Origin of the sequence: Priestia sp. 40, assembly GCF_049368575.1 — a bacterium.
GTDB classification, from domain to species: Bacteria; Bacillota; Bacilli; order Bacillales; family Bacillaceae_H; genus Priestia; species Priestia zanthoxyli.
The window spans coordinates 1,018,746-1,038,564 of record NZ_JBMPZA010000005.1 but is presented as its reverse complement, the minus strand read 5'-3'; the positions used below and the strand labels follow the sequence as shown (position 1 = coordinate 1,038,564).

Sequence of the window (19,819 nt, the reverse complement as noted above, 5' to 3'; positions counted from 1 at the left end):
TTAATAGATACAGTTCACGAAGAGTAGTTGGAGGTTACGTATGGCTCACGAAGGGAAGTATAATATTAAAGCCATCTCAAATATGGTCGGAATCCAGCCGGGAACTTTGCGTGCATGGGAACGACGCTATCAAATTTTAAATCCTGTCCGCAATGAATCCGGGCATCGGTTATATACAGAGGAAGATTTGCGGAAATTAAAATGGCTCACAGAAAAAGTGAGCGGAGGTTTTACTATAAGTCAAGCGGTTTCGTTATTAGAAACGGAAAGCAGTACAGTAGGAACGTTTGAAGAAGAAGGAGAAGTAGATTCCCCTCAAAAAATTAGGGATGAGCTGTTAACGATGCTTTTATCTTTTGAAGAAGGAAAAGCACAGGATTTAATTAATCATGCTTTTAGCCTGTATTCGGTAGAAAAAGTAGTTATTGATATTTTGGGTTCTCTACTCGTGACGGTTGGAGATATGTGGGAAAAAGGGCAAATTACAAGTGCTCATGAGCATTATACGACTCAAGTATTAAAAACGCGTATCAGCATGATTTTTTATTCGCTGCCTTCAAATGGCTTATTGCCTAAAGCGATTGCTGTATGCGGACCTAATGAGACACATGAAGTGGGACTCCTAGTCTTTACGCTATTTTTACGCCGTAAAGGGTTTGAGGTTATTTATTTAGGAAGTAGCATTGAAGATAAAGATGTTGAGTTAATTGTTAAAGAAGTAGACCCAACGTTTTTATTTATGTCATGCACAATGATGGAAAATGCCGAGAAAACACTAAATTTGACGAACCAAATGATAAAGAAGTTCCCGCATCTCAAAGTAGGATTAGGCGGTTATGTGTTTGATGGTTTAGATAGCAAAAGAAAAGGCGAGGCTCAGCCGTTTATTTTAGGAAATACAAAAGAAGAGTGGAACAGCTGGCTAACAAAAAAATTAGCAGAAATTGATTGAGAATAGCTTGTCTTTCCTATCATAAACCTGTAAACTCGTAAGTAAACATCACGAACCGTTTTCCAAAAAATACATATACTGCATTATCGAACCATGTGGTTATGAGTGCAAGCGGGGAGGGACGCTAATGAGGCTTGAACGATTAAACTATAATAAGCTAAAAGTTTTTTTGACCTACGATGATTTAAAAGAAAGAGGGTTAACAAAAGAAGATCTATGGACAGATACATTCAAAGTAAAGCAGCTTTTTCGTGAGATGATAGAGCAAGCTTCTCAAGAACTGAACTTTGAACCTACAAATTCTCTTTCGGTAGAAGTTTTTTCACTTCAAGCACAGGGAATGGTTGTATTTGTGACAAAGCAGTATGAAGAAGAAACCAGCTACGGTGAGTTCGATGAAGACGAGTTCGAGGACTTCATTGAAATGCAGGTCATGTTAGATGAAAGCGAAGACATGTTTTTTGAGTTTGATTCATTTGAAGATGTCATTCAGCTGACCAAACGCATGTCAAACTTTTACGATACGGATAGCGTGCTCTATTCATTTGAAAAACGTTTTTACGTGCTGTTGGATTATCACATGCTGTCACCAGCTGAAGTTGGGAATATGATTGCGGTTTTGGCGGAGTATGGAAATCCCTCTACAATTACAAAGCACCGCGTAAATGAATATGGAAAAATGTTAGTAGAAAAGAGAGCTTTGGAGTATATTAACTCTGTCTTTTCTTAACTGTTTAATTGAAATAATTACACCCGTGAAGGATAAAGCACTTTTATTAAAATAAGAGTGGCTGCACTTTCAGCTTGTACAAAGTTGTTGAAAGTGCTCTTTATCAGCGGGTGTTTTTTATTTTTTTTAGACGATTAAAGCATACTAGAAAAGAGGCAGACTTAAAACATTGTAGCATACCTTGTAAAGTTATTGGAAGCGTTTTCTTGGAAGAACACAAAAAATACTAAAAGTTCGATATTTTCCTTTGCAATGTAAAACTAAGGGTGTATACTATGTCATGAAAGAAGCACCATTCAATTAAAAACGAATAATTTTCGATACATTTTAGGAGGTTTACAGATGGTAGCCGACAAGATGCAAGACAGTAAAAATAGTCAAGAAGAGAAGCATGATGTTTTAAAATCTACACAAACAGTGATACATAAAGCGTTAGAAAAACTAGGCTATCCTGATGAAGTGTATGAACTATTAAAAGAGCCATTACGAATGATGACAGTGAAAATTCCTGTTCGTATGGATGACGGATCAGTTAAGATTTTTACAGGTCACCGAGCGCAGCATAACGATGCAGTTGGTCCTACGAAAGGCGGAATTCGTTTTCACCCAAACGTAACTGAAAAAGAAGTAAAAGCTCTATCTATATGGATGAGTTTAAAATGTGGAATCGTTGACCTTCCTTACGGTGGAGGAAAAGGTGGAATTGTTTGTGATCCTCGAAATATGTCTTTTGGAGAATTAGAGCGTTTAAGCCGCGGATATGTTCGTGCGATTAGCCAAATTGTTGGACCAACAAAGGATATTCCAGCGCCGGATGTGTTTACAAATTCACAAATTATGGCTTGGATGATGGATGAATACAGCCGGATTGATGAATTTAACTCACCGGGCTTTATTACTGGAAAGCCCCTTGTCTTAGGTGGTTCACACGGCCGTGAAACAGCGACTGCAAAAGGAGTAACTATTTGTATTCGTGAAGCAGCGAAAAAACGAGGCATTGAATTACAAGGTGCACGGGTAGTAGTACAAGGGTTTGGAAATGCAGGAAGCTTTTTAGCTAAGTTCATGCACGACGCTGGCGCTAAAATTGTAGGGATATCCGATGCGTACGGAGCGCTGCATGACCCTAACGGTTTAGACATTGATTATTTATTAGATCGACGCGATAGCTTTGGTACAGTAACGAAATTATTCAATAATACAATCAGCAATAAAGAGCTGCTTGAACTTGACTGTGATATCCTAGTTCCAGCTGCGATTGAAAATCAAATTACAGAAGAAAATGCCCATAACATTCAAGCGAGTATTGTAGTAGAAGCAGCAAATGGACCAACAACTCTTGAAGCAACGCGCATCTTGTCAGAGAGAGGAATTTTATTAGTTCCAGACGTTTTGGCAAGTGCCGGCGGTGTAACAGTCTCTTATTTTGAATGGGTGCAAAATAACCAAGGTTATTATTGGACGGAAGAAGAAGTAGAAGAAAAGCTTGAAAAAGTAATGGTTAAATCATTTAATAACATCTACGAAACCTCTACAACTCGAAAAGTCGACATGCGTCTAGCTGCTTATATGATAGGCGTAAGAAAAATGGCAGAAGGCTCTCGTTTCAGAGGCTGGATTTAAAAACAGAACAGCAGAACAATTGCGTAAATAGAAAAAATCTCCTATCATTAATGAGGAGATTTTTTTGTTTTACACTGCGTTAAAATAAAAAAAAGGTGCGTTTACAACTGAAGGAGTGACAGGCATGAAGAAAGAAAAAGTAATTATTGTTGGCGGAGGACCATGCGGCCTTTCAGCAGCTATTGAGCTTCAACATACAGGTATTGATGCCCTTGTAATTGAAAAAGGGAATATTGTGAATGCAATTTATAACTATCCCACCCACCAAACGTTTTTTAGTTCGAGTGAAAAACTAGAAATTGGGAATGTCCCTTTTATTACGGAAAATCGTAAGCCTGTGCGTAACCAAGCTCTTGCTTACTACCGAGAAGTGGTGAAGCGCAAGCAAGTTCGAATTCAGCCGTTTGAACGTGTCTTGCAAGTAGACAAACAAGCGGAAAACCAATTTATTGTCACAACATCTAAAGAGACATATGAAGCGGAGAATGTCATTATAGCTACGGGCTATTACGATCATCCTAATTATATGAATGTTCCTGGTGAAGATTTATCAAAGGTATTTCATTATTTCAAAGAAGCGCATCCGTACTTTGATAAAGATGTAGTCGTTATAGGCGGAAAAAACTCTAGCGTCGATGCAGCTCTGGAATTAGTGAAGTGTGATGCAAGGGTGACAGTTATTTATCGTGGCTCAGATTACTCCCCTAGCGTAAAACCTTGGATATTGCCTGAATTTGAGGCGCTGGTTCGAAATGGAACAATTGGGATGCATTTTAATGCTCATGTAACGAAGATAACGGATGAAACGGTAACATATGAGCAGGAAGGGAAAGAATCTACGATTTGTAACGATTTCGTTTTTGCGATGACTGGCTATCATCCTGATCATTCGTTCTTAAAAAAAATGGGTGTGGAATTAGATGCTGAAACAGGCCGCCCTTCTTTTAACGAAGAAACGATGGAAACAAACGTGGAAGGAATTTATATCGCTGGTGTGATTGCTGCAGGAAACAATGCTAATGAGATTTTTATCGAAAATGGACGTTTTCATGGAAAATCCATTGCTTCTCATATTATCAACAAAAACAACGCATAGGCTTCTATGCGTTGTTTTACTAATGATTAAATAGCTGCTGCAGTTCATCATGATTCGTTGTTACTTGGAGAGCCACTAACAGTTTAATGCGTGCTTTAGGACCATTTAAGCCATTTGAAAAAATAACGCCCATCTCTTTCAACTGCTTGCCACCGCCTTCATATCCATATACATCTTGAGCAATTCCATTAAAACAGCGAGAAACGAGCACGATGGGTATCTTTCGTTTTAAAAGCAATTGAATTCCTGGAATTGTGAGAGGAGGTAGATTTCCTTGACCGAGGGCTTCAATTACAAGTCCATCAACATTCATTGAAGCCACTGCTTGAAATAAATGGTCGTCCATTCCTGCATAAGCTTTTAATAAAGTGATTTGTTTATCTATCTGATTAACAGGATAAAATTCATGTTCTGTAGGCATATGGTGAAAAGATACGCCACGTTTTGTGATTAATCCTATTGGCCCGTACTGAGGGCTTTGAAATGTCGCCACGTTGCTTGTATGGGTCTTGGTCACATTTTCAGCGGTATGAATTTCATCGTTCATCACAACTAAGACACCTTTTCCTTTTGCACCGTCACTCATAGCCACCCGAACCGCAGATATAAAATTATAAGGACCGTCTGAACCAATTTCATTGCTTGATCTCATGGCTCCAGTTAAGACAATTGGAATATCTGTATGCACTGTTAAATCTAAAAAATAAGCGGTTTCTTCCAGCGTGTCCGTACCGTGGGTTAACACGACTGCATCAATTTTGCCTTCATTAATTTTATCGCGTATTTTTTTTGAAAGTATAAGCATTTCCTTAGGAGTAATGTGAGGAGAAGGCAGATGAAATGCTTCTTCTACGATTACATTGGCCATACCTGAAACTGATGATGTGGAGCGGTGAAGCGGATTTTGAGTATCTGGTGTTACCGATCCAGTTGCCATGTCTTCTTTCATAGAGATTGTGCCGCCGGTGTGAAGAATATAAACAGTTTTCATAGAGAGCTCCTTTCAATTTTTCATATAAGTATGATACATTTTTTGGTATACTTGTTTAAGGTCTTTGTTAGGCTTTGTAAATCGACAGCAAGTTATGTGAGCATTTACATATAAAGATAAGGACATTATAGACGGAGATTTTCATCCTAAAGATAACATGTTACTATTAAAAAAAATAGAGGAGATGAGGCGCTATTTATGTTGGCGATTGTATCTGCAGGCATTGCGCCAGGATTGGCATTGTTAAGTTTTTTTTATTTGAAAGATGAATATGAAACTGAGCCTATTTCAATGGTATTAAAAACATTTATTTTTGGAGCAATGCTTGTTTTGCCAATTATGTTTATTCAATATGTATTTGGGGAAGAACACGTTTTTCAATCACCTTTTCTTCAAGCATTTTTTACGACAAGCTTTTTAGAAGAATTTTTCAAATGGTTCATTTTATATTTCACGATTTATCAGCATGTGGAATTTGATGAGCATTATGATGGAATTGTTTACGGGGCAGCTGTTTCATTAGGTTTTGCTACCGTTGAAAATATTTTATATTTATTTGCAAATGGTTTAGAATCAGCGCTAGGAAGAGCCTTTTTACCCGTATCTAGTCATGCTTTATTCGGCGTCATTATGGGGTATTATTTAGGGAAAGCAAAGTTTTCTGAAGGAAAGGAAAAAACGAAGTGGACGCTGTACTCCGTGTTTGCGCCGCTCATTTTACATGGAACATATGATTATATTTTAAAAACAATGGATCATTGGGTATTTATTATTATTCCATTTATGATTTATTTATGGTGGCTGGCGTTAAGAAAAGTAAAAAAGGCCAAGCAGCCATCGATTGTCTAGGCTCAGCTTGTAAATCTTTTTTGAGAGATTTACGAGCTGAGTTTTTTTCATTTCGGTAAATTTTGCGCATCTTGTATAAAAAAACAACCTTTACAAAAAATACTCCTATCATCTTATCAGTTACATACGATGTAGGAGGTTTTGTCATGTTATCATTTCGATGTTTTAAAAGGTATGCATGTCTCATATGCATATGTTCATTTATTGCAGCGTCCGTTGTGAGTCCAAAGGCCGCTCACGCGTTTTCAAATCAAGTCATTCAACACGGAGCAGTTGGAGATGACGTTATTGAGCTGCAGTCGAGACTTCAGTATTTAGGTTATTATAACGGGAAAATTGACGGTGTATTTGGATGGAGCACATACTGGGCACTGCGCAATTTTCAATATGAATTTGGCATTAAAAAGATTGACGGTTTAGCAGGCTGGCAAACAAAGATTAAATTAGCCAATGCAACAAAATATCACGAAAACTATGTGAAAAATCAAATTAGAAAAGGAAATAAGTTTACGCACTATGGCGGTCAGCCTCTTGATCAGCAGTCTAAAGGAAGCGGGAGCAGGGGAAAAAGCAGCGGGAACAATGCGCAGCAAAAAGCACAAAGCGGAGCTTCTCAAGCAAAAAAACCTGCCAGTCAGCCGCAGCGTAATACGTCTAAAGGAAATTCTGAACAACAGAAAGAAAAAGTACAAAAGCCAACAGCGGTGAATGTACCAAGCGGTTTTTCACAAAATGATATTCAGCTCATGGCAAATGCCGTGCATGGTGAAGCACGGGGTGAACCCTATAATGGTCAAGTAGCCGTAGCGGCCGTTATTTTGAACCGAGTTAACAGTCCGTCATTTCCAAATACCGTCGCTGGAGTTATTTTTGAACCGCGTGCATTTACTGCCGTAGCAGATGGGCAAATTTGGCTTGAACCCAATCCAACATCTAAAAAAGCGGTTATGGATGCGATTAACGGATGGGATCCTACTGGGAATGCTATTTATTACTTTAATCCGGATACAGCAACAAGCGCATGGATTTGGTCACGTCCTCAAATTAAGCAAATCGGGAAACACATTTTCTGTAGATAAAGAGAGGTGAAGGAAACATGATTCGAACAATTTTAATTGTATTATTAGCTATTGGTGTTGTAGGTGTAGGGTATTGGGGGTACAGCGAACATCAAGAAAAAGATGCAGTGCTGCTTCAAGCGGAGAATACGTATCAACGAGCATTTCATGATTTGTCATATCAGCTAGATTTATTAAATGATAAAATCGGTGGCACGCTCGCCATGAGTTCGAGAGATCAGCTTTCGCCCGCGCTTGCAGAAGTATGGCGTTTAACTTCTGAAGCTCATAACAACGTAGGACAGCTGCCTTTATCGCTTTTACCGTTCAATAAAACAGAAGAGTTTCTTTCAGATGTTGGTGACTTTACGTATAAAGTGGCGGTAAGGGATTTAAGCAAGTCCCCCTTAACAGATAAAGAGTATAAAACGTTAAATTCGCTTTATGATCAGTCAGGCGAAATTCAAAATGAAATGCGCCAAGTACAGCATCTAGTCATTGATAATAACTTGCGCTGGATGGATGTTGAGTTAGCGTTAGCCACAAAAGAAAAGCAAGGGGACAATACGATTATCGACGGATTAAAAACCGTTGAAAAAAGTATGGATTCTTTTGCCGAAACAGATTTAGGCGTTATGAATGCAACGAATGAGCAGGAAAAAAACGCTTTTCATCAATTAAAAGGTAGAGAAGTTAGTGAAGATGTTGCAAAACAAGTGGCGCGTTCATTTTTGAATTTAAAAGGAAATGAACAAATTCATATTGTAAAGAGCGGAAAAGATGCCGATTATGAGGTGTACAGCTTAACCATTACAGATCCAAAGACGAAACAAGAGACGTATATGGATATTACCCAAAAAGGTGGATATCCGCTTTGGGTGCTTGAAGATCGAGATATTAAAAAACAAAATATTAGTTTAAACGATGCTATGAACAAAGCGACTAAGTTTTTAAAAGATCATCGTTTTGAAAGCCTAGTGATGGCTGAAAGCGCTCAATATGATAACATGGGAGTCTTTACATTCGTAGAGCAAACGGAAAGTGGAGTTCGGATTTATCCGGATTCAGTTAAAATGAAAATGTCTTTAGAAGATGGATCTGTGATTGGTTTCTCAGCTAAAGACTTCTTATTAAAACATCGTACAAGAGATATTCCAAAACCTAAAATTTCGAAAGAACAGGCAAAAACCAAGCTGAACTCGAATGTAAAAGTGATGGAAGACCGCTTGGCAATTATTACGAATGATTTAAACGAAGAAGTGCTATGCTATGAGTTTTTAGGGACAATAAAAAACGATACGTATCGTATTTTCATCAATGCCGATACGGGTTTTGAAGAAAAAGTCGAAAAACTGCAAAACTCAGAACCTTTATATAATGAAGTGTAAAGTTGATAAAAACCGGTGTCTATAGACACCGGTTTTTGTATTTTGTAATATTTTATTGAGTCTAAATAACTAATTTATATTTACAAAATAAACATATTTGACTATGTTTGAATAAAGGGAAAAAGTGTATATAGTGGAACTGAAGGAGAGAGAAGATGATAAAAGCGGGAATGAGGTTGACGTTAGAGAGCGGACACAGAGAGTCTACATTACAACAAACATATCGATGTAAAGTAGTTGAGTTTACGGAAGACGTGATTTATATTAGCTATCCGCTAAATGAAGAAACGCAGCGAAGTGCTTTTTTACTAAAAGGTACAAAATTGCTTGCTACGTTTATTGGATATGATCAAAATGTATATACCTTTCCAACTGAAGTAACAGGGCGTGAAATAAAAGGCATGCCTGTTGTGAAGCTCTTTTATCCGGGCGATAAAAAGTTAAAATCCATCCAAAGAAGAAATTTTTTCCGTGTGCCGCTTACAGTAAAGGCGGTGATAGAAAGTGAACAAGAACAGCAGGAAGTAATGGAAATTATGACTAAAAACATTAGTGCAGGTGGAATAGCCGGCTCCTTCCATCACTCGCTGCTTTTTAATGAGAAAGATTCGGTTGTTGTACGATTAAGTCTTCCTAATCGTGAGGGAGCTTTGCAGCATCTTGAATTAAAAGGGGAAGTTGTACGAATTACCGCCCCGACTTCTTGTAAAGTAGGTCAGCTATCTATTAAATTTATGGATATGGAAAAACAAACGAAAGAAATGATGATTCGTTATACCTTAAAGCGTCAGCTCGACCTAAGAAGAAAAGGTCTTCTTTAGCGTATAAAAAAAACTTCTCTTTCCTAAACTGTAAGCAAAGGTATTACTTCTTACAAAAGGAGAAAAAAGGTGAATCGAATAGAACGAATTTTAATTAAATTAGTGGTTATTCAATTTGTGTTTTTAATAATTGCCCAATGTATTTTACTATCTAGCAGTCACAGTACATATTTCTCAAAGGTTATTCAGTATGAGGGAGTTAGCAAAAATAATTTTAATAAAATTATTGAAACATTCGACCAGTAGTCGGACGTATGGTAGAATAACTAGGAAAGAAACATGCAGTGAACACCAGGCAGGAGAAGACCCCCTGCTCTTTTTTTCGTTTATAAACGCTTCATATAAAATGGCTCATTGTATAAAAGATGAAAGTGGTTTGTTCCTGTTTTGAAATTAAGGGAGGCACTTATGGAAAAACAAATTTCAATCGCGATTGACGGTCCTGCAGCTGCTGGGAAAAGTACAGTGGCAAAGATTATAGCAGAAACCTTATCATATATTTATGTTGATACAGGAGCGATGTATCGTGCTCTAACGTATCAAGCGCAGAAAAACCAGGTAGATTTGCAAAATGAAGAAGAGCTGTTGCATTTGCTTAACGAAACAGTAATCGATTTAAAACCGTCTGAATCTGGACAGGTAGTCATCTTAAATGGACAGAATGTTACAAGTGAAATTCGTTCCGCAGAAGTAACTAACTCTGTATCCATCGTAGCGAAACATTGTGCAGTTCGTGAAGAGATGGTAGCGAGACAGCAGGGCCTTGCTAAAGATGGAGGCGTTGTAATGGATGGACGTGATATCGGTACACACGTGCTTCCTCACGCAGAAGTTAAAATCTTTTTATTAGCGTCTGTGGATGAAAGAGCACAGCGACGCCATGACGAAAACATAAAAAAAGGTTTTGAATCAAATTTAGAGCGTTTAAAAGAAGAAATTGCCCGCAGAGACAAGCTGGATTCTGAGCGCGAAGTAGCACCTCTTAAAAAAGCTGAAGATGCAATTGAAATCGATACAACTTCCTTATCGATTGAAGGAGTTGTAGAAAAAATACTTTCTATTACAAAAGAAAGGATTGGATGATTTTGAGCTTTTATATGTTTGCACGTGCCATTGTAAAAGGCATTTTAACACCGGTTTATCGTTATGAAGTAATCGGTACAGAAAATATCCCTTCAGAAGGCGGAGTTTTGCTTTGTTCAAATCATATTGACAACTTAGATCCGCCTACTGTAGGTGTGACATGTCCAAGGCCTATTTCGTTTATGGCAAAAGCAGAGCTGTTTAACGCACCTTTTCTGAAGACGGTCCTGCCAAAGTTAGAAACATTCCCAGTAAAGCGCGGGATGGCAGATCGTGAAGCTTTGCGCCAAGGGTTAAAGATTTTAAAAGAAGGAAAAGTGCTTGGATTATTTCCAGAAGGAACAAGAAGTAAAGATGGAAAATTAGGAAAAGGGATGGCTGGAGTAGGCTTTTTTGCTTTGCGTTCAAAAGCAGCTGTTGTGCCTTGCGCTGTTATTGGTCCATATAAGCGTTTTGCAAGGTTAAAAGTAGTGTACGGACCGCCAATTCAGATGGATGAGCTTCGCGAACGAAAAGCATCAGCCGACGAAGTAACGGAAGTTATTATGAAAAGCATTGGTGAATTAATTGAAAAATATCAATAGTTTGTAACCTTATGACTTGACAAAAGATTCTATTTATTAGAAGTTAGTAACAAAGAGAGTTTTTTCTATACAGAGCTATATACAATAATGATGAGCTAAAAGAGTGAAGAACTCTTACAAGGGAATACATATTGTAGATGGATATTGGAGGAGGAAAAGACGATGACAGAAGATATGAATCAAGTAGAGGTAACGTCATTAGAAGTAGGAGAAACAGTAAAGGGTACTATTACAAAAGTAGAAGAAAAGCAAGTGTATGTAGATGTACCGAACAGCAAACTAGATGGTATTATTCCAATCAGTGAATTAGCGAGCTTACATATTGAAAAAGCAGGCGATGTAATCCAAGAAGGTGCCGAAGTTGAAGCGAAAGTAATTAAAGTGGAAGACGATTTGCTTGTGTTATCTAAACGGGCTGTAGATGCTGAAAAAGCATGGGATGGTTTAGAAGCAAAACTTTCTTCAGGTGAAGTGTTTGAAGCGGTAGTCAAAGAAATTGTAAAAGGCGGATTAGTTGTAGATATTGGTGTAAGAGGATTCATTCCAGCTTCTCTTGTTGAAACTCATTTCGTTGATGATTTCGCAGAGTATCAAGATCAAACTCTTACAGTCAAAGTAGTGGAATTAGATAAAGAAAAAAATCGCGTCATCCTTTCGCATCGTGCAGTTGTAGAAGAAGAGCTTGTACAACAAAAAGAAAATGTTCTTGAGTCATTAAAAGAAGGTCAGGTTTTAGAAGGAACCGTTCAGCGCTTAACAGACTTTGGAGCGTTTGTAGATGTAGGCGGAGTAGATGGGTTAGTGCACATTTCTCAGCTTTCACATACGCGTGTAGAAAAACCTTCAGACGTAGTAGCTGAGGGAGATACTGTGAAAGTCAGAGTATTGTCTGTTGACAAATCTACGGGGCGTGTTTCATTATCTATTAAGGATACGTTAGAAGGTCCATGGTCCAACATTTCTACGAAGCTTCGCCAAGGTGATGTAGTAGATGGAACCGTTAAAAGACTTGTATCTTTTGGAGCTTTTGTGGAAGTTCTACCTGGAGTAGAGGGACTTGTACACATTTCTCAAATTTCCCATAAGCATATCGGGACACCGCATGAAGTGCTTTCTGAAGGCGAAAAAGTGACGGTAAAAGTACTTGATGTGAATGAACAAGAACGACGCGTTTCGTTAAGCATTCGTGATCTTGAGGAAGAAGAACAAGAAGATTATGGTGACTATGAATTACAAGAAGAGTCAAAAGGTTTCCAATTAGGTGATATGATTGGGGATCAATTAAAAAAATTAAGATAAGTAATGGTGATGATTTGTGAGCAGAGCAAAACGTAAAATTGATCACATTCATCATGCGATTCAAACGGGACAGCATCGGCTGCACGGGCTAGATGATATTCGCTTCGTTCATAATAGCTTACCAAATACAGGCGTGCACGATGTTCATATTGATACAAAAATTGGCGAACTTTTGTTAAGTTCGCCAATTTTTATAAATGCTATGACGGGTGGAGGCGGACAAGAAACGGAACGGATTAACCGTTCGTTTGCTCAAATTGCTCATCATGGTCAATTAGCAATGGCCGTTGGATCGCAGATGGCTGCGATTAAAGATGAAAAGGAAGAACAATCATACAGAGTAGTGCGTCAAGAAAACCCTAACGGAATTATTTTTGCTAACCTAGGCAGTGAAGCTACAGTTGAACAAGCTAAAAAAGCGGTTGATATGCTTGAAGCAAATGGACTTCAAATTCATTTAAATGTTATACAAGAACTGGTCATGCCAGAGGGAGATCGTGATTTTACCGATGCATTACGTCGTATTGAACGCATTGTCCGAGAAGTAACTGTTCCTGTAATTGTTAAAGAAGTAGGTTTTGGAATGAGCGCTCCAGCAGTGCAAAAACTTAAAGATGTTGGTGTTGAAATCGTTGATATTGGTGGGTACGGTGGTACCAATTTTTCGAAAATCGAAAATGAAAGACGAGCAAAACATTTTCACTTCTTTAATGATTGGGGAATTTCCACAGCAGCTTCTTTAGCGGAAGTATCTCAGCACGTAGAAGGTATGTCCATTATTGGTTCAGGAGGTATTCAAACCTCTATGGACATTGCTAAGTCTATTGCATTAGGAGCTTCTGCAACAGGAATGGCAGGATATTTTTTATCCATTTTAATGAAGTCTGGTTTAGAAGCAGTTGTAGAAGAGATAGCCGAGCTGCATGAGGAGTTAACGTTCATCATGGCTGCGTTAGGAGCAACTTCTATTGCTAAGCTTCAGCAAATGCCTCTAGTTATTACAGGGGAGACCCATAGCTGGCTGACTCAGCGAAATGTATCTATAGAAACATTTAATAACAGATCATAAAAAAAGCATGCAGTTAACTGCATGCTTTTTTATTTCTTTAGAAAATGAATGATCGCGTTTTTATTTTAAAAAACAAAAAATGTTGGCAGAAGAAGTGACAAAAAGCATGAAATCCCAAACGCTAGCTCCTTATAATAAGTTAAATGAACAGAAAAATCAGAAAAAAGAGGTGGCGTAATGAAAAAGGGACATCCTATATTTACAATTTTTCTTTTCTTTTTAGGCTGGGTTTTCATGTATGCAGATCGTAATATTTTATCTCCGGTTATGGGAGATATCGGTGTGCAGTGGGGCCTTAATAAAGCGGAACTTGGCCTAATGTCTACCGTATTTTTTGCAGCGTATGCAGCTATGCAGATTCCAACGGGTTTTTTGGCAGATCGATTTGGTCGCGTTAAGATCTTAGTAGCTGGATACATCTTGTTTGGAGTTGCCACATTTTTTACAGGACTTACAACTACTTTCGGTATGTTCTTACTCATGCGGGCACTAACAGGGCTTGGAGAAGGAACTTATTATGGTTCACAATACGGAATTTCTTCAAGCATCACGTCCGAACGATACCGAGGTCTAGTGTCTGCGCTCATCAATAGTGGAATGGCTTTTGGTATATCGCTTGGTTTTATCGGTTCTACCTACATTACATATACGTTAGAAAAAGACTGGCAGTTTACTTTTTACTTATTTGCTATTCCGACTATAGTAATAGCTATTTTAATAGCTTTCTTTGTAAAAGATAAGCAAAGGGATCAAGAAAAAAATTCGCTAAATAAAGAAACAAAGCAGTCGCTAAAAGTATTATTTACAAAAAATCATATTTTCGTATACATTTTAATCTTCTGCTCTCTTTACGGATTTTTTGGGATGCTGACGTGGCTTCCTTATTATTTGCAGCACTCGCGAGGCTTAGAAGGGTCTCAGACAGGCATCATAGCATCTTTAGTACCTTGGGCGTCTATTCCAGGAGCAATCTTCTTTGGATATATATCTGATCGAATTGCAAATAAAAAAGCATTAATTGTAAGTTTGTCAGTAGCGGGCGCTTTATGTCAATTTTTTATTCCCTATACAGAGAGTTATTCTTGGCTATTAATCGGCTTAAGTGTGTACGGTCTGATAGGGAAATTAGCATTAGATCCCATTTTGATTTCGTATATGGCGGATATTACTCCATCGTCCATGTACTCTAAAGTGTACGGTTTTTTCAACTTCAGCGGCATGCTGTCATCGATCTTTGCGCCTTACATTACCGGATATTTTGCAGATAAACTTGGAAGTATGGAATTCGGATTTTATTTGTCAGGAGCACTATTGTTAGTGGGAGGAGTTCTCTTTTTGTTTACAGGAAAGAAAGAACGTTCCTATCCTGTTTCACACCCAGTTTTAAAATAAAAAATGCGCTGACTTAGTCAGCGCATTTTTTTATTTATGCTCATTTAACTCGCGCGCTTCTTCAGGACTTTGCAAGCTAGTTGCTCCCGGGTAGTGAAGTCCTTGATCACGGTCAGATTCAACTCGTTTTGATTCCTTTAATTTTTTTTCTTGACGATCTTTTCCCATTTTATATTCCCTCCTTTTTTCTGATAGGTTGTCCAAAATCAGGGGTTCTATTCTAAAACTCCGATTAAGTTTTCCAAAATTGATACATACTGATTACAGGTAGAGGAGGTGCCATGTTCAGTGGACGGAATTTTCTTTTATTGGCTTTCGTGGATGGGATGGATTGTTGCGACTTTTCTTATGCCCAAAACACCTAGGCGTTGGAAGGTAGCAGCCATTATATTAATCAGTATACTCTTAAGCGGAATGAACATGCATATGGCTCAGTTTTCATGTAGCTACACCGCTTTGTTTTTAGTGGGGATAGCGTGTGTTTATGCTTCAGGCTACAGTAGGTTTCAGCAGTTATATTATGTTATTGTATGCGGCATTATAATAATTGCCTATGCTGGTTTTTGTTTACTTGAGCTCTATGATCCTGTGTGGATTTTTATTGATCGTAAGTGGATTTTGACTGGACTTATCTTATATATTTGCTTTATGGTGATTAAAGATGCTGAAAAAAGATTCGCAGCGATCATTTTAGGTGTAGTTGGAGGAGATTTTTTATACGCAGTTGTCATTCGAGATATTGCATCTTATGAAGTAGGGTCTCTTCGAACACTCGATGTTTTAGCAACAGCAGTAGGAGCTATGTTTATTTGGGAGATGTTGGTTTATTTCTCTGCTTATTTAGATTTGTACGTGCTGAAGTCTCACAGGCAAAAGCAAAGTACTTACAAATAGAAGAAGAGATTTCGTAAAATTATATTGTTGTTACCGGTGATTTTTGATAAAATTGTTTGATTGAAAGAGTAATGCTTATTCAGCGGATAGGCAGTTAATCAGCTTGGTGTAAAATATAGCTGATAAAAAGCCTGCTTTATCGCTTATGATCGATTAGTAGAGGTCATGCCACGCTGCATGGCCTCAATTTTTGAAAAAAGAATGATCTTATTTATTTGTACATGTAGATAAATACCTTTAGTCGATTAAAGACTGGTTGCCTATACATAAAAAAGATCAAGGAAAGGGAAGAATCGTATGCCAAAACCAATTATTGCGATTGTTGGTCGTCCCAACGTAGGAAAATCAACAATTTTCAACCGAATTGTAGGAGAGCGAGTATCTATTGTCGAAGATATTCCGGGTGTAACTCGTGATCGTATCTATAGTTCAGGTGAGTGGCTGAATTTGGACTTTAACATTATTGATACTGGCGGTATTGATATTGGAGATGAGCCGTTTTTAGAACAGATCAAACAGCAGGCAGAAATTGCAATTGATGAAGCGGACGTAATCATTTTTCTAGTGAATGGACGCGATGGAATTACTGCAGCTGATGAAGAAGTGGCGAAAATTTTATATAAATCCAAAAAGCCCGTTGTCCTAGCTGTTAATAAAGTAGATAATCCTGAAATGAGAGAATTAATCTATGATTTCTACGCACTAGGATATGGAGAACCGTTCCCAATCTCAGGAACGCATGGTTTAGGTTTAGGTGACCTGCTAGACGAGGCAGCTAAGCACTTTCCAAAAGAAAAAGACGAAGATTACGGAGAAGAAGTCATTAAATTTTCATTGATTGGTCGTCCTAACGTAGGAAAATCTTCATTAGTTAATGCTCTTCTAGGTGAAGACCGTGTTATTGTCAGTGATCTTGCCGGCACGACACGCGATGCCATTGATACCAAGTTTACAAAAGAAGATCAAGAATATGTTGTTATTGATACAGCTGGAATGAGAAAACGTGGAAAAGTGTACGAGAGTACGGAAAAATACAGCGTACTGCGCGCATTAAAGGCAATTGAACGCTCAGATGTTGTCTTAATTGTATTAAATGCTGAAGAGGGTATTATTGAACAAGATAAGAAAATTGCTGGTTATGCACAAGAAGCTGGAAAAGCTGTTGTCATCGTTGTGAACAAATGGGATACAGTAGAAAAAGATGAGAAAACAATGAAAAAATTTGAAGAAAATATACGTGAGCATTTTCAGTTCTTAACATATGCTCCAATTGTATTCCTTTCAGCTAAAACGAAAAAACGTACGCATACGCTATTGCCAATGATTGATCTTGCAAGCGAAAGCCATGCGGTGCGTGTAGAAACAAGCATCTTAAACGATGTGATTATGGATGCAGTAGCAATGAACCCTACGCCTACTCACAACGGCAACCGCTTAAAAATCTATTACACAACTCAAGTAGCAATCAAGCCGCCAACTTTTGTTGTGTTTGTAAATGATCCTGAGCTAATGCATTTTTCATATAAACGTTTCTTAGAAAATAAGCTTCGTGAAGCTTTTGGATTCGAAGGAACTCCAATTAAAATTATTGCAAGACCAAGAAAATAACAGAGGATGTGATCGGCGTGGAAAGAATAGCTGTACTAGGAGCAGGGAGCTGGGGAACTGCATTAGCTTTCGTATTGGCAGAAAATGGACACGATGTTCGCATTTGGGGACATAGACAACAAGTCATTGATCAAATTAACGAGACGCATCAGAATGAAAAATATTTGCCTGGTGTAGAGCTTCCTCATCAGATTGAAGGTTTTACGTCATTAGAAAAGGCGATAGAGGGTGTTGAAACCCTTATTTTAGCTGTTCCAACGAAGGCCATTCGTGAAGTGTTGCAGCAGCTAAAATCCCTTACCGATGAACTGTTTACAATTGTTCATGTAAGTAAAGGAATTGAACCGGATTCTCTTTTACGTATATCTCAAATGATTCAAGAAGAAATTGATACAAAAGACATCGTTGTCTTATCAGGTCCGAGTCATGCTGAAGAAGTAAGTAGAAGGCAGCCGACAACCGTGACGTCAGCTTCAACAAATATACAAGCAGCAGAAAAAGTGCAGGATTTATTTAATAATCAACAGTACTTTCGTGTTTATACAAATCCTGACGTGATTGGTGTGGAAATTGGGGGAGCGTTAAAAAATATTATTGCTCTTGCTGCTGGTATCACGGATGGACTTGGCTATGGTGACAATGCGAAGGCTGCTCTTATGACTCGTGGCTTAGCTGAAATCGCTCGTTTAGGTACTGTGCTTGGTGCCAATCCTCTGACGTTCTCAGGTTTAACCGGGATTGGAGACTTAATTGTAACGTGTACAAGCGTTCATTCTCGAAATTGGCGCGCTGGTAATCTTCTTGGAAAAGGCAAAAATTTAGACGAAGTATTAGAAAATATGGGAATGGTTGTAGAAGGTGTACGCACGACGAAAGCAGCTTACCAGCTATCTCAAAAATATGATGTAAAAATGCCGATTGCTGATGCTTTATATAATGTACTGTTTAATGATGTGAAGGCAAAAGATGCAGTAGACGCCCTTATGTCTCGTACTAAAACACATGAAATGGAAGATTTAGCGAATGTTTTAGGAGAAAAATTAAATTAAGTGCAAAGAAATATGAAAAAATAGGCAATTGGTGATACCCAAAATCATTTACTTGCATAAAATAACGTGTAAATAAAGATGAGTAGAACTGTTAGTATGGGAATATTTAGTTATGGTCGAAGCGAAGAGCCCCCTTCGCTTCGATTTTTTTATGTGAAAAAGCAGGAATTTGTCAATTTAATAGGAAAGTAATTACTATAGAGCTTGAATCACTGGACGGTAAATAAATAGTGAATTTAGAAAGTTCTATCAATATCCATCTTAACTATAAGTCCTTATGTTATAATAACGGTGAAAAAAGGAGTGGATGCAATTTGTCGCCAGGTTTGTTAAAGATGTGGATTTCATTGGGTTCCATTGTATTTATGTTTATTTCGGTATTTTCTATTTACTTTAGTCGTTATAAAATTACGAACCGCATTGGTAAAATTGTACTCGCTTTCATTGCCTATTCGCTTATGATTGTAGCAGGTCTTATTATGGTAATTGTTGTATTCAGCGGGCCGACAGATGCTTAATGTACATATGGTAGGGTGAGGGAAATGAAAAAATTCATGCTAACGTCTATTGTTGGGTTAACCATTTTTGTATTATCCGGTTGTTTGTACCCGGCGGAAAGAATGTCTCAAAATCAAGTTCCTTATAAAGATCAAGTTGCTTCCGTGCAAACGGCGGTTGATCAATTTAAACAAGAAAGCGGAGGCTTATTGCCAATAAAAACGAAAGATATGGACACGCCAATTTATCAAAAATATCCGATTGACTTTACGAAAATTGTTCCTAGATACATGCAAGACGCACCCGGGAATTCGTATGAAAGCGGAGGGATATTTGCGTACGTACTTGTAGATGCAGAAACAAAGCCCACGGTTAAATTATTAGACTTACGGATGGCGGATACGATTCAAGATGTTAACGTACATTTGAATATATACCGTCAAAACCATAAAGGGTACGTACCGTTTAAAGACGTCATCGCTCCCGGCGTATTCTCTATTAATTATAAAAAATTGAATATGAAAGAGCCTCCTGTTGTTACTAGCCCATATACAGGGAATAGTCTTTCTTTAATTGTTAATGGACAGGGAGATGTATTTGTAGATTATCGTCCTGATTTGTATGACGCCATTCAAAAGCATAAAAGCTCCTATAAACCTGGTGAAGATATACGAAAGCTCCTTGTGGAAAACAGTGATTTTGTACCTGCTTACTCTCTTCCTTATACAGTCAACGATAAGAATGAACCAATATTTTTTAAAAAATAAGTCATGAACCCCTTCTCCTTGAATAATATTCAGAGAGAAGGGGTTTTCTCTTTCTTGTACACTAATAA

Annotated in this window: 21 protein-coding genes; 19 read left to right on the top strand and 2 right to left on the bottom strand. The window is 38.0% G+C overall.

The window, feature by feature from the left end; genetic code table 11:
- Nucleotides 1–40 precede the first annotated feature (40 nt).
- The 4 genes from ACO1DI_RS06415 to ACO1DI_RS06400 all read left to right on the top strand — a co-directional run bounded on the left by ACO1DI_RS06415 (nt 41) and on the right by ACO1DI_RS06400 (nt 4,401).
- On the top strand, nt 41–952 hold the full coding sequence (locus tag ACO1DI_RS06415; RefSeq protein WP_060747016.1) for a MerR family transcriptional regulator: 912 nt from the start codon (nt 41–43) through the stop codon (nt 950–952).
- 127 nt (nt 953–1,079) lie between these two features.
- Complete coding sequence (locus tag ACO1DI_RS06410) at nt 1,080–1,682, top strand: genetic competence negative regulator (RefSeq protein ID WP_013084906.1); 603 nt, start codon at nt 1,080–1,082, stop codon at nt 1,680–1,682.
- 357 nt (nt 1,683–2,039) lie between these two features.
- Entirely contained in the window at nt 2,040–3,305 is a 1,266-nt protein-coding gene (locus tag ACO1DI_RS06405) for a Glu/Leu/Phe/Val family dehydrogenase (RefSeq protein WP_370506064.1), read from the top strand.
- A 124-nt stretch (nt 3,306–3,429) separates the two neighbouring features.
- A complete protein-coding gene (locus ACO1DI_RS06400) occupies nt 3,430–4,401 on the top strand; it encodes a YpdA family putative bacillithiol disulfide reductase (protein ID WP_208732892.1) in 972 nt (323 codons plus the stop codon).
- Nucleotides 4,402–4,420: 19 nt separating this feature from the next.
- Here the strand turns inward: ACO1DI_RS06400 and ACO1DI_RS06395 are convergent, their stop codons facing one another.
- Entirely contained in the window at nt 4,421–5,392 is a 972-nt protein-coding gene (locus tag ACO1DI_RS06395) for an asparaginase (protein ID WP_423145171.1), read from the bottom strand.
- A 198-nt stretch (nt 5,393–5,590) separates the two neighbouring features.
- Here ACO1DI_RS06395 and prsW point away from each other — a divergent pair, with 198 nt between their 5' ends.
- The 10 genes from prsW to ACO1DI_RS06345 all read left to right on the top strand — a co-directional run bounded on the left by prsW (nt 5,591) and on the right by ACO1DI_RS06345 (nt 14,935).
- A complete protein-coding gene (gene prsW, locus ACO1DI_RS06390) occupies nt 5,591–6,241 on the top strand; it encodes a glutamic-type intramembrane protease PrsW (RefSeq protein ID WP_013059034.1) in 651 nt (216 codons plus the stop codon).
- A gap of 146 nt (nt 6,242–6,387) precedes the next feature.
- Nucleotides 6,388–7,320, top strand: coding sequence for a spore cortex-lytic enzyme (sleB, locus tag ACO1DI_RS06385; RefSeq protein ID WP_115654874.1), 933 nt, complete (start codon nt 6,388–6,390; stop codon nt 7,318–7,320).
- 17 nt (nt 7,321–7,337) lie between these two features.
- A complete protein-coding gene (gene ypeB, locus ACO1DI_RS06380; protein WP_014458333.1) occupies nt 7,338–8,687 on the top strand; it encodes a germination protein YpeB in 1,350 nt (449 codons plus the stop codon).
- A 155-nt stretch (nt 8,688–8,842) separates the two neighbouring features.
- Entirely contained in the window at nt 8,843–9,508 is a 666-nt protein-coding gene (locus ACO1DI_RS06375; protein ID WP_209367814.1) for a flagellar brake protein, read from the top strand.
- A gap of 69 nt (nt 9,509–9,577) precedes the next feature.
- Entirely contained in the window at nt 9,578–9,754 is a 177-nt protein-coding gene (locus tag ACO1DI_RS06370) for a YpfB family protein (RefSeq protein WP_013059030.1), read from the top strand.
- 162 nt (nt 9,755–9,916) lie between these two features.
- Complete coding sequence (cmk, locus tag ACO1DI_RS06365) at nt 9,917–10,591, top strand: (d)CMP kinase (RefSeq protein ID WP_423145170.1); 675 nt, start codon at nt 9,917–9,919, stop codon at nt 10,589–10,591.
- Nucleotides 10,588–11,175 (top strand): lysophospholipid acyltransferase family protein, encoded by a 588-nt coding sequence (locus ACO1DI_RS06360; RefSeq protein WP_014458335.1) that lies wholly within the window; start codon nt 10,588–10,590, stop codon nt 11,173–11,175. Before cmk ends, ACO1DI_RS06360 begins: the two co-directional genes overlap by 4 nt.
- A 162-nt stretch (nt 11,176–11,337) precedes the next feature.
- Nucleotides 11,338–12,474, top strand: a complete 1,137-nt coding sequence (gene rpsA, locus ACO1DI_RS06355; protein ID WP_042991905.1) for a 30S ribosomal protein S1 — start codon at nt 11,338–11,340, stop codon at nt 12,472–12,474.
- 16 nt (nt 12,475–12,490) lie between these two features.
- Nucleotides 12,491–13,543 carry a type 2 isopentenyl-diphosphate Delta-isomerase gene (gene fni / locus ACO1DI_RS06350; protein ID WP_014458337.1) on the top strand — a complete coding sequence of 351 codons (1,053 nt, stop codon included), beginning with the start codon at nt 12,491–12,493 and terminating at the stop codon, nt 13,541–13,543.
- 177 nt (nt 13,544–13,720) lie between these two features.
- Nucleotides 13,721–14,935: an MFS transporter gene (locus tag ACO1DI_RS06345; RefSeq protein ID WP_209367810.1), complete on the top strand. Its 1,215-nt coding sequence runs from the start codon at nt 13,721–13,723 to the stop codon at nt 14,933–14,935.
- 30 nt (nt 14,936–14,965) lie between these two features.
- On the opposite strand, the gene ACO1DI_RS06340 is transcribed toward ACO1DI_RS06345, so the two are convergent.
- Nucleotides 14,966–15,103: a YpzI family protein gene (locus ACO1DI_RS06340; protein WP_013059024.1), complete on the bottom strand. Its 138-nt coding sequence runs from the start codon at nt 15,101–15,103 to the stop codon at nt 14,966–14,968.
- Between the two features lie 120 nt (nt 15,104–15,223).
- Here ACO1DI_RS06340 and ACO1DI_RS06335 point away from each other — a divergent pair, with 120 nt between their 5' ends.
- The 5 genes from ACO1DI_RS06335 to ACO1DI_RS06315 all read left to right on the top strand — a co-directional run bounded on the left by ACO1DI_RS06335 (nt 15,224) and on the right by ACO1DI_RS06315 (nt 19,751).
- Nucleotides 15,224–15,829 (top strand): YphA family membrane protein, encoded by a 606-nt coding sequence (locus tag ACO1DI_RS06335; protein WP_182420429.1) that lies wholly within the window; start codon nt 15,224–15,226, stop codon nt 15,827–15,829.
- Between the two features lie 297 nt (nt 15,830–16,126).
- Nucleotides 16,127–17,437, top strand: coding sequence for a ribosome biogenesis GTPase Der (gene der / locus ACO1DI_RS06330; RefSeq protein WP_014458340.1), 1,311 nt, complete (start codon nt 16,127–16,129; stop codon nt 17,435–17,437).
- A 17-nt stretch (nt 17,438–17,454) separates the two neighbouring features.
- Entirely contained in the window at nt 17,455–18,486 is a 1,032-nt protein-coding gene (locus ACO1DI_RS06325; protein WP_115654870.1) for an NAD(P)H-dependent glycerol-3-phosphate dehydrogenase, read from the top strand.
- 314 nt (nt 18,487–18,800) lie between these two features.
- Nucleotides 18,801–19,004, top strand: coding sequence for a DUF2768 domain-containing protein (locus ACO1DI_RS06320; RefSeq protein WP_013059020.1), 204 nt, complete (start codon nt 18,801–18,803; stop codon nt 19,002–19,004).
- 24 nt (nt 19,005–19,028) lie between these two features.
- Nucleotides 19,029–19,751 (top strand): hypothetical protein, encoded by a 723-nt coding sequence (locus tag ACO1DI_RS06315; RefSeq protein WP_057243145.1) that lies wholly within the window; start codon nt 19,029–19,031, stop codon nt 19,749–19,751.
- Nucleotides 19,752–19,819: the final 68 nt, after the last annotated feature.

Bases quoted from the DNA above. Each gene is read 5' to 3' on its own strand.
- ACO1DI_RS06415 (WP_060747016.1), top strand. From the start codon at position 41: ATGGCTCACGAAGGGAAGTATAATATTAAAGCCATCTCAAATATGGTC.
- ACO1DI_RS06410 (WP_013084906.1), top strand. From the start codon at position 1,080: ATGAGGCTTGAACGATTAAACTATAATAAGCTAAAAGTTTTTTTGACC.
- ACO1DI_RS06405 (WP_370506064.1), top strand. From the start codon at position 2,040: ATGCAAGACAGTAAAAATAGTCAAGAAGAGAAGCATGATGTTTTAAAA.
- ACO1DI_RS06400 (WP_208732892.1), top strand. From the start codon at position 3,430: ATGAAGAAAGAAAAAGTAATTATTGTTGGCGGAGGACCATGCGGCCTT.
- ACO1DI_RS06395 (WP_423145171.1), bottom strand. From the start codon at position 5,392: ATGAAAACTGTTTATATTCTTCACACCGGCGGCACAATCTCTATGAAA.
- prsW (WP_013059034.1), top strand. From the start codon at position 5,591: ATGTTGGCGATTGTATCTGCAGGCATTGCGCCAGGATTGGCATTGTTA.
- sleB (WP_115654874.1), top strand. From the start codon at position 6,388: ATGTTATCATTTCGATGTTTTAAAAGGTATGCATGTCTCATATGCATA.
- ypeB (WP_014458333.1), top strand. From the start codon at position 7,338: ATGATTCGAACAATTTTAATTGTATTATTAGCTATTGGTGTTGTAGGT.
- ACO1DI_RS06375 (WP_209367814.1), top strand. From the start codon at position 8,843: ATGATAAAAGCGGGAATGAGGTTGACGTTAGAGAGCGGACACAGAGAG.
- cmk (WP_423145170.1), top strand. From the start codon at position 9,917: ATGGAAAAACAAATTTCAATCGCGATTGACGGTCCTGCAGCTGCTGGG.
- ACO1DI_RS06360 (WP_014458335.1), top strand. From the start codon at position 10,588: ATGATTTTGAGCTTTTATATGTTTGCACGTGCCATTGTAAAAGGCATT.
- rpsA (WP_042991905.1), top strand. From the start codon at position 11,338: ATGACAGAAGATATGAATCAAGTAGAGGTAACGTCATTAGAAGTAGGA.
- ACO1DI_RS06345 (WP_209367810.1), top strand. From the start codon at position 13,721: ATGAAAAAGGGACATCCTATATTTACAATTTTTCTTTTCTTTTTAGGC.
- ACO1DI_RS06340 (WP_013059024.1), bottom strand. From the start codon at position 15,103: ATGGGAAAAGATCGTCAAGAAAAAAAATTAAAGGAATCAAAACGAGTT.
- der (WP_014458340.1), top strand. From the start codon at position 16,127: ATGCCAAAACCAATTATTGCGATTGTTGGTCGTCCCAACGTAGGAAAA.
- ACO1DI_RS06315 (WP_057243145.1), top strand. From the start codon at position 19,029: ATGAAAAAATTCATGCTAACGTCTATTGTTGGGTTAACCATTTTTGTA.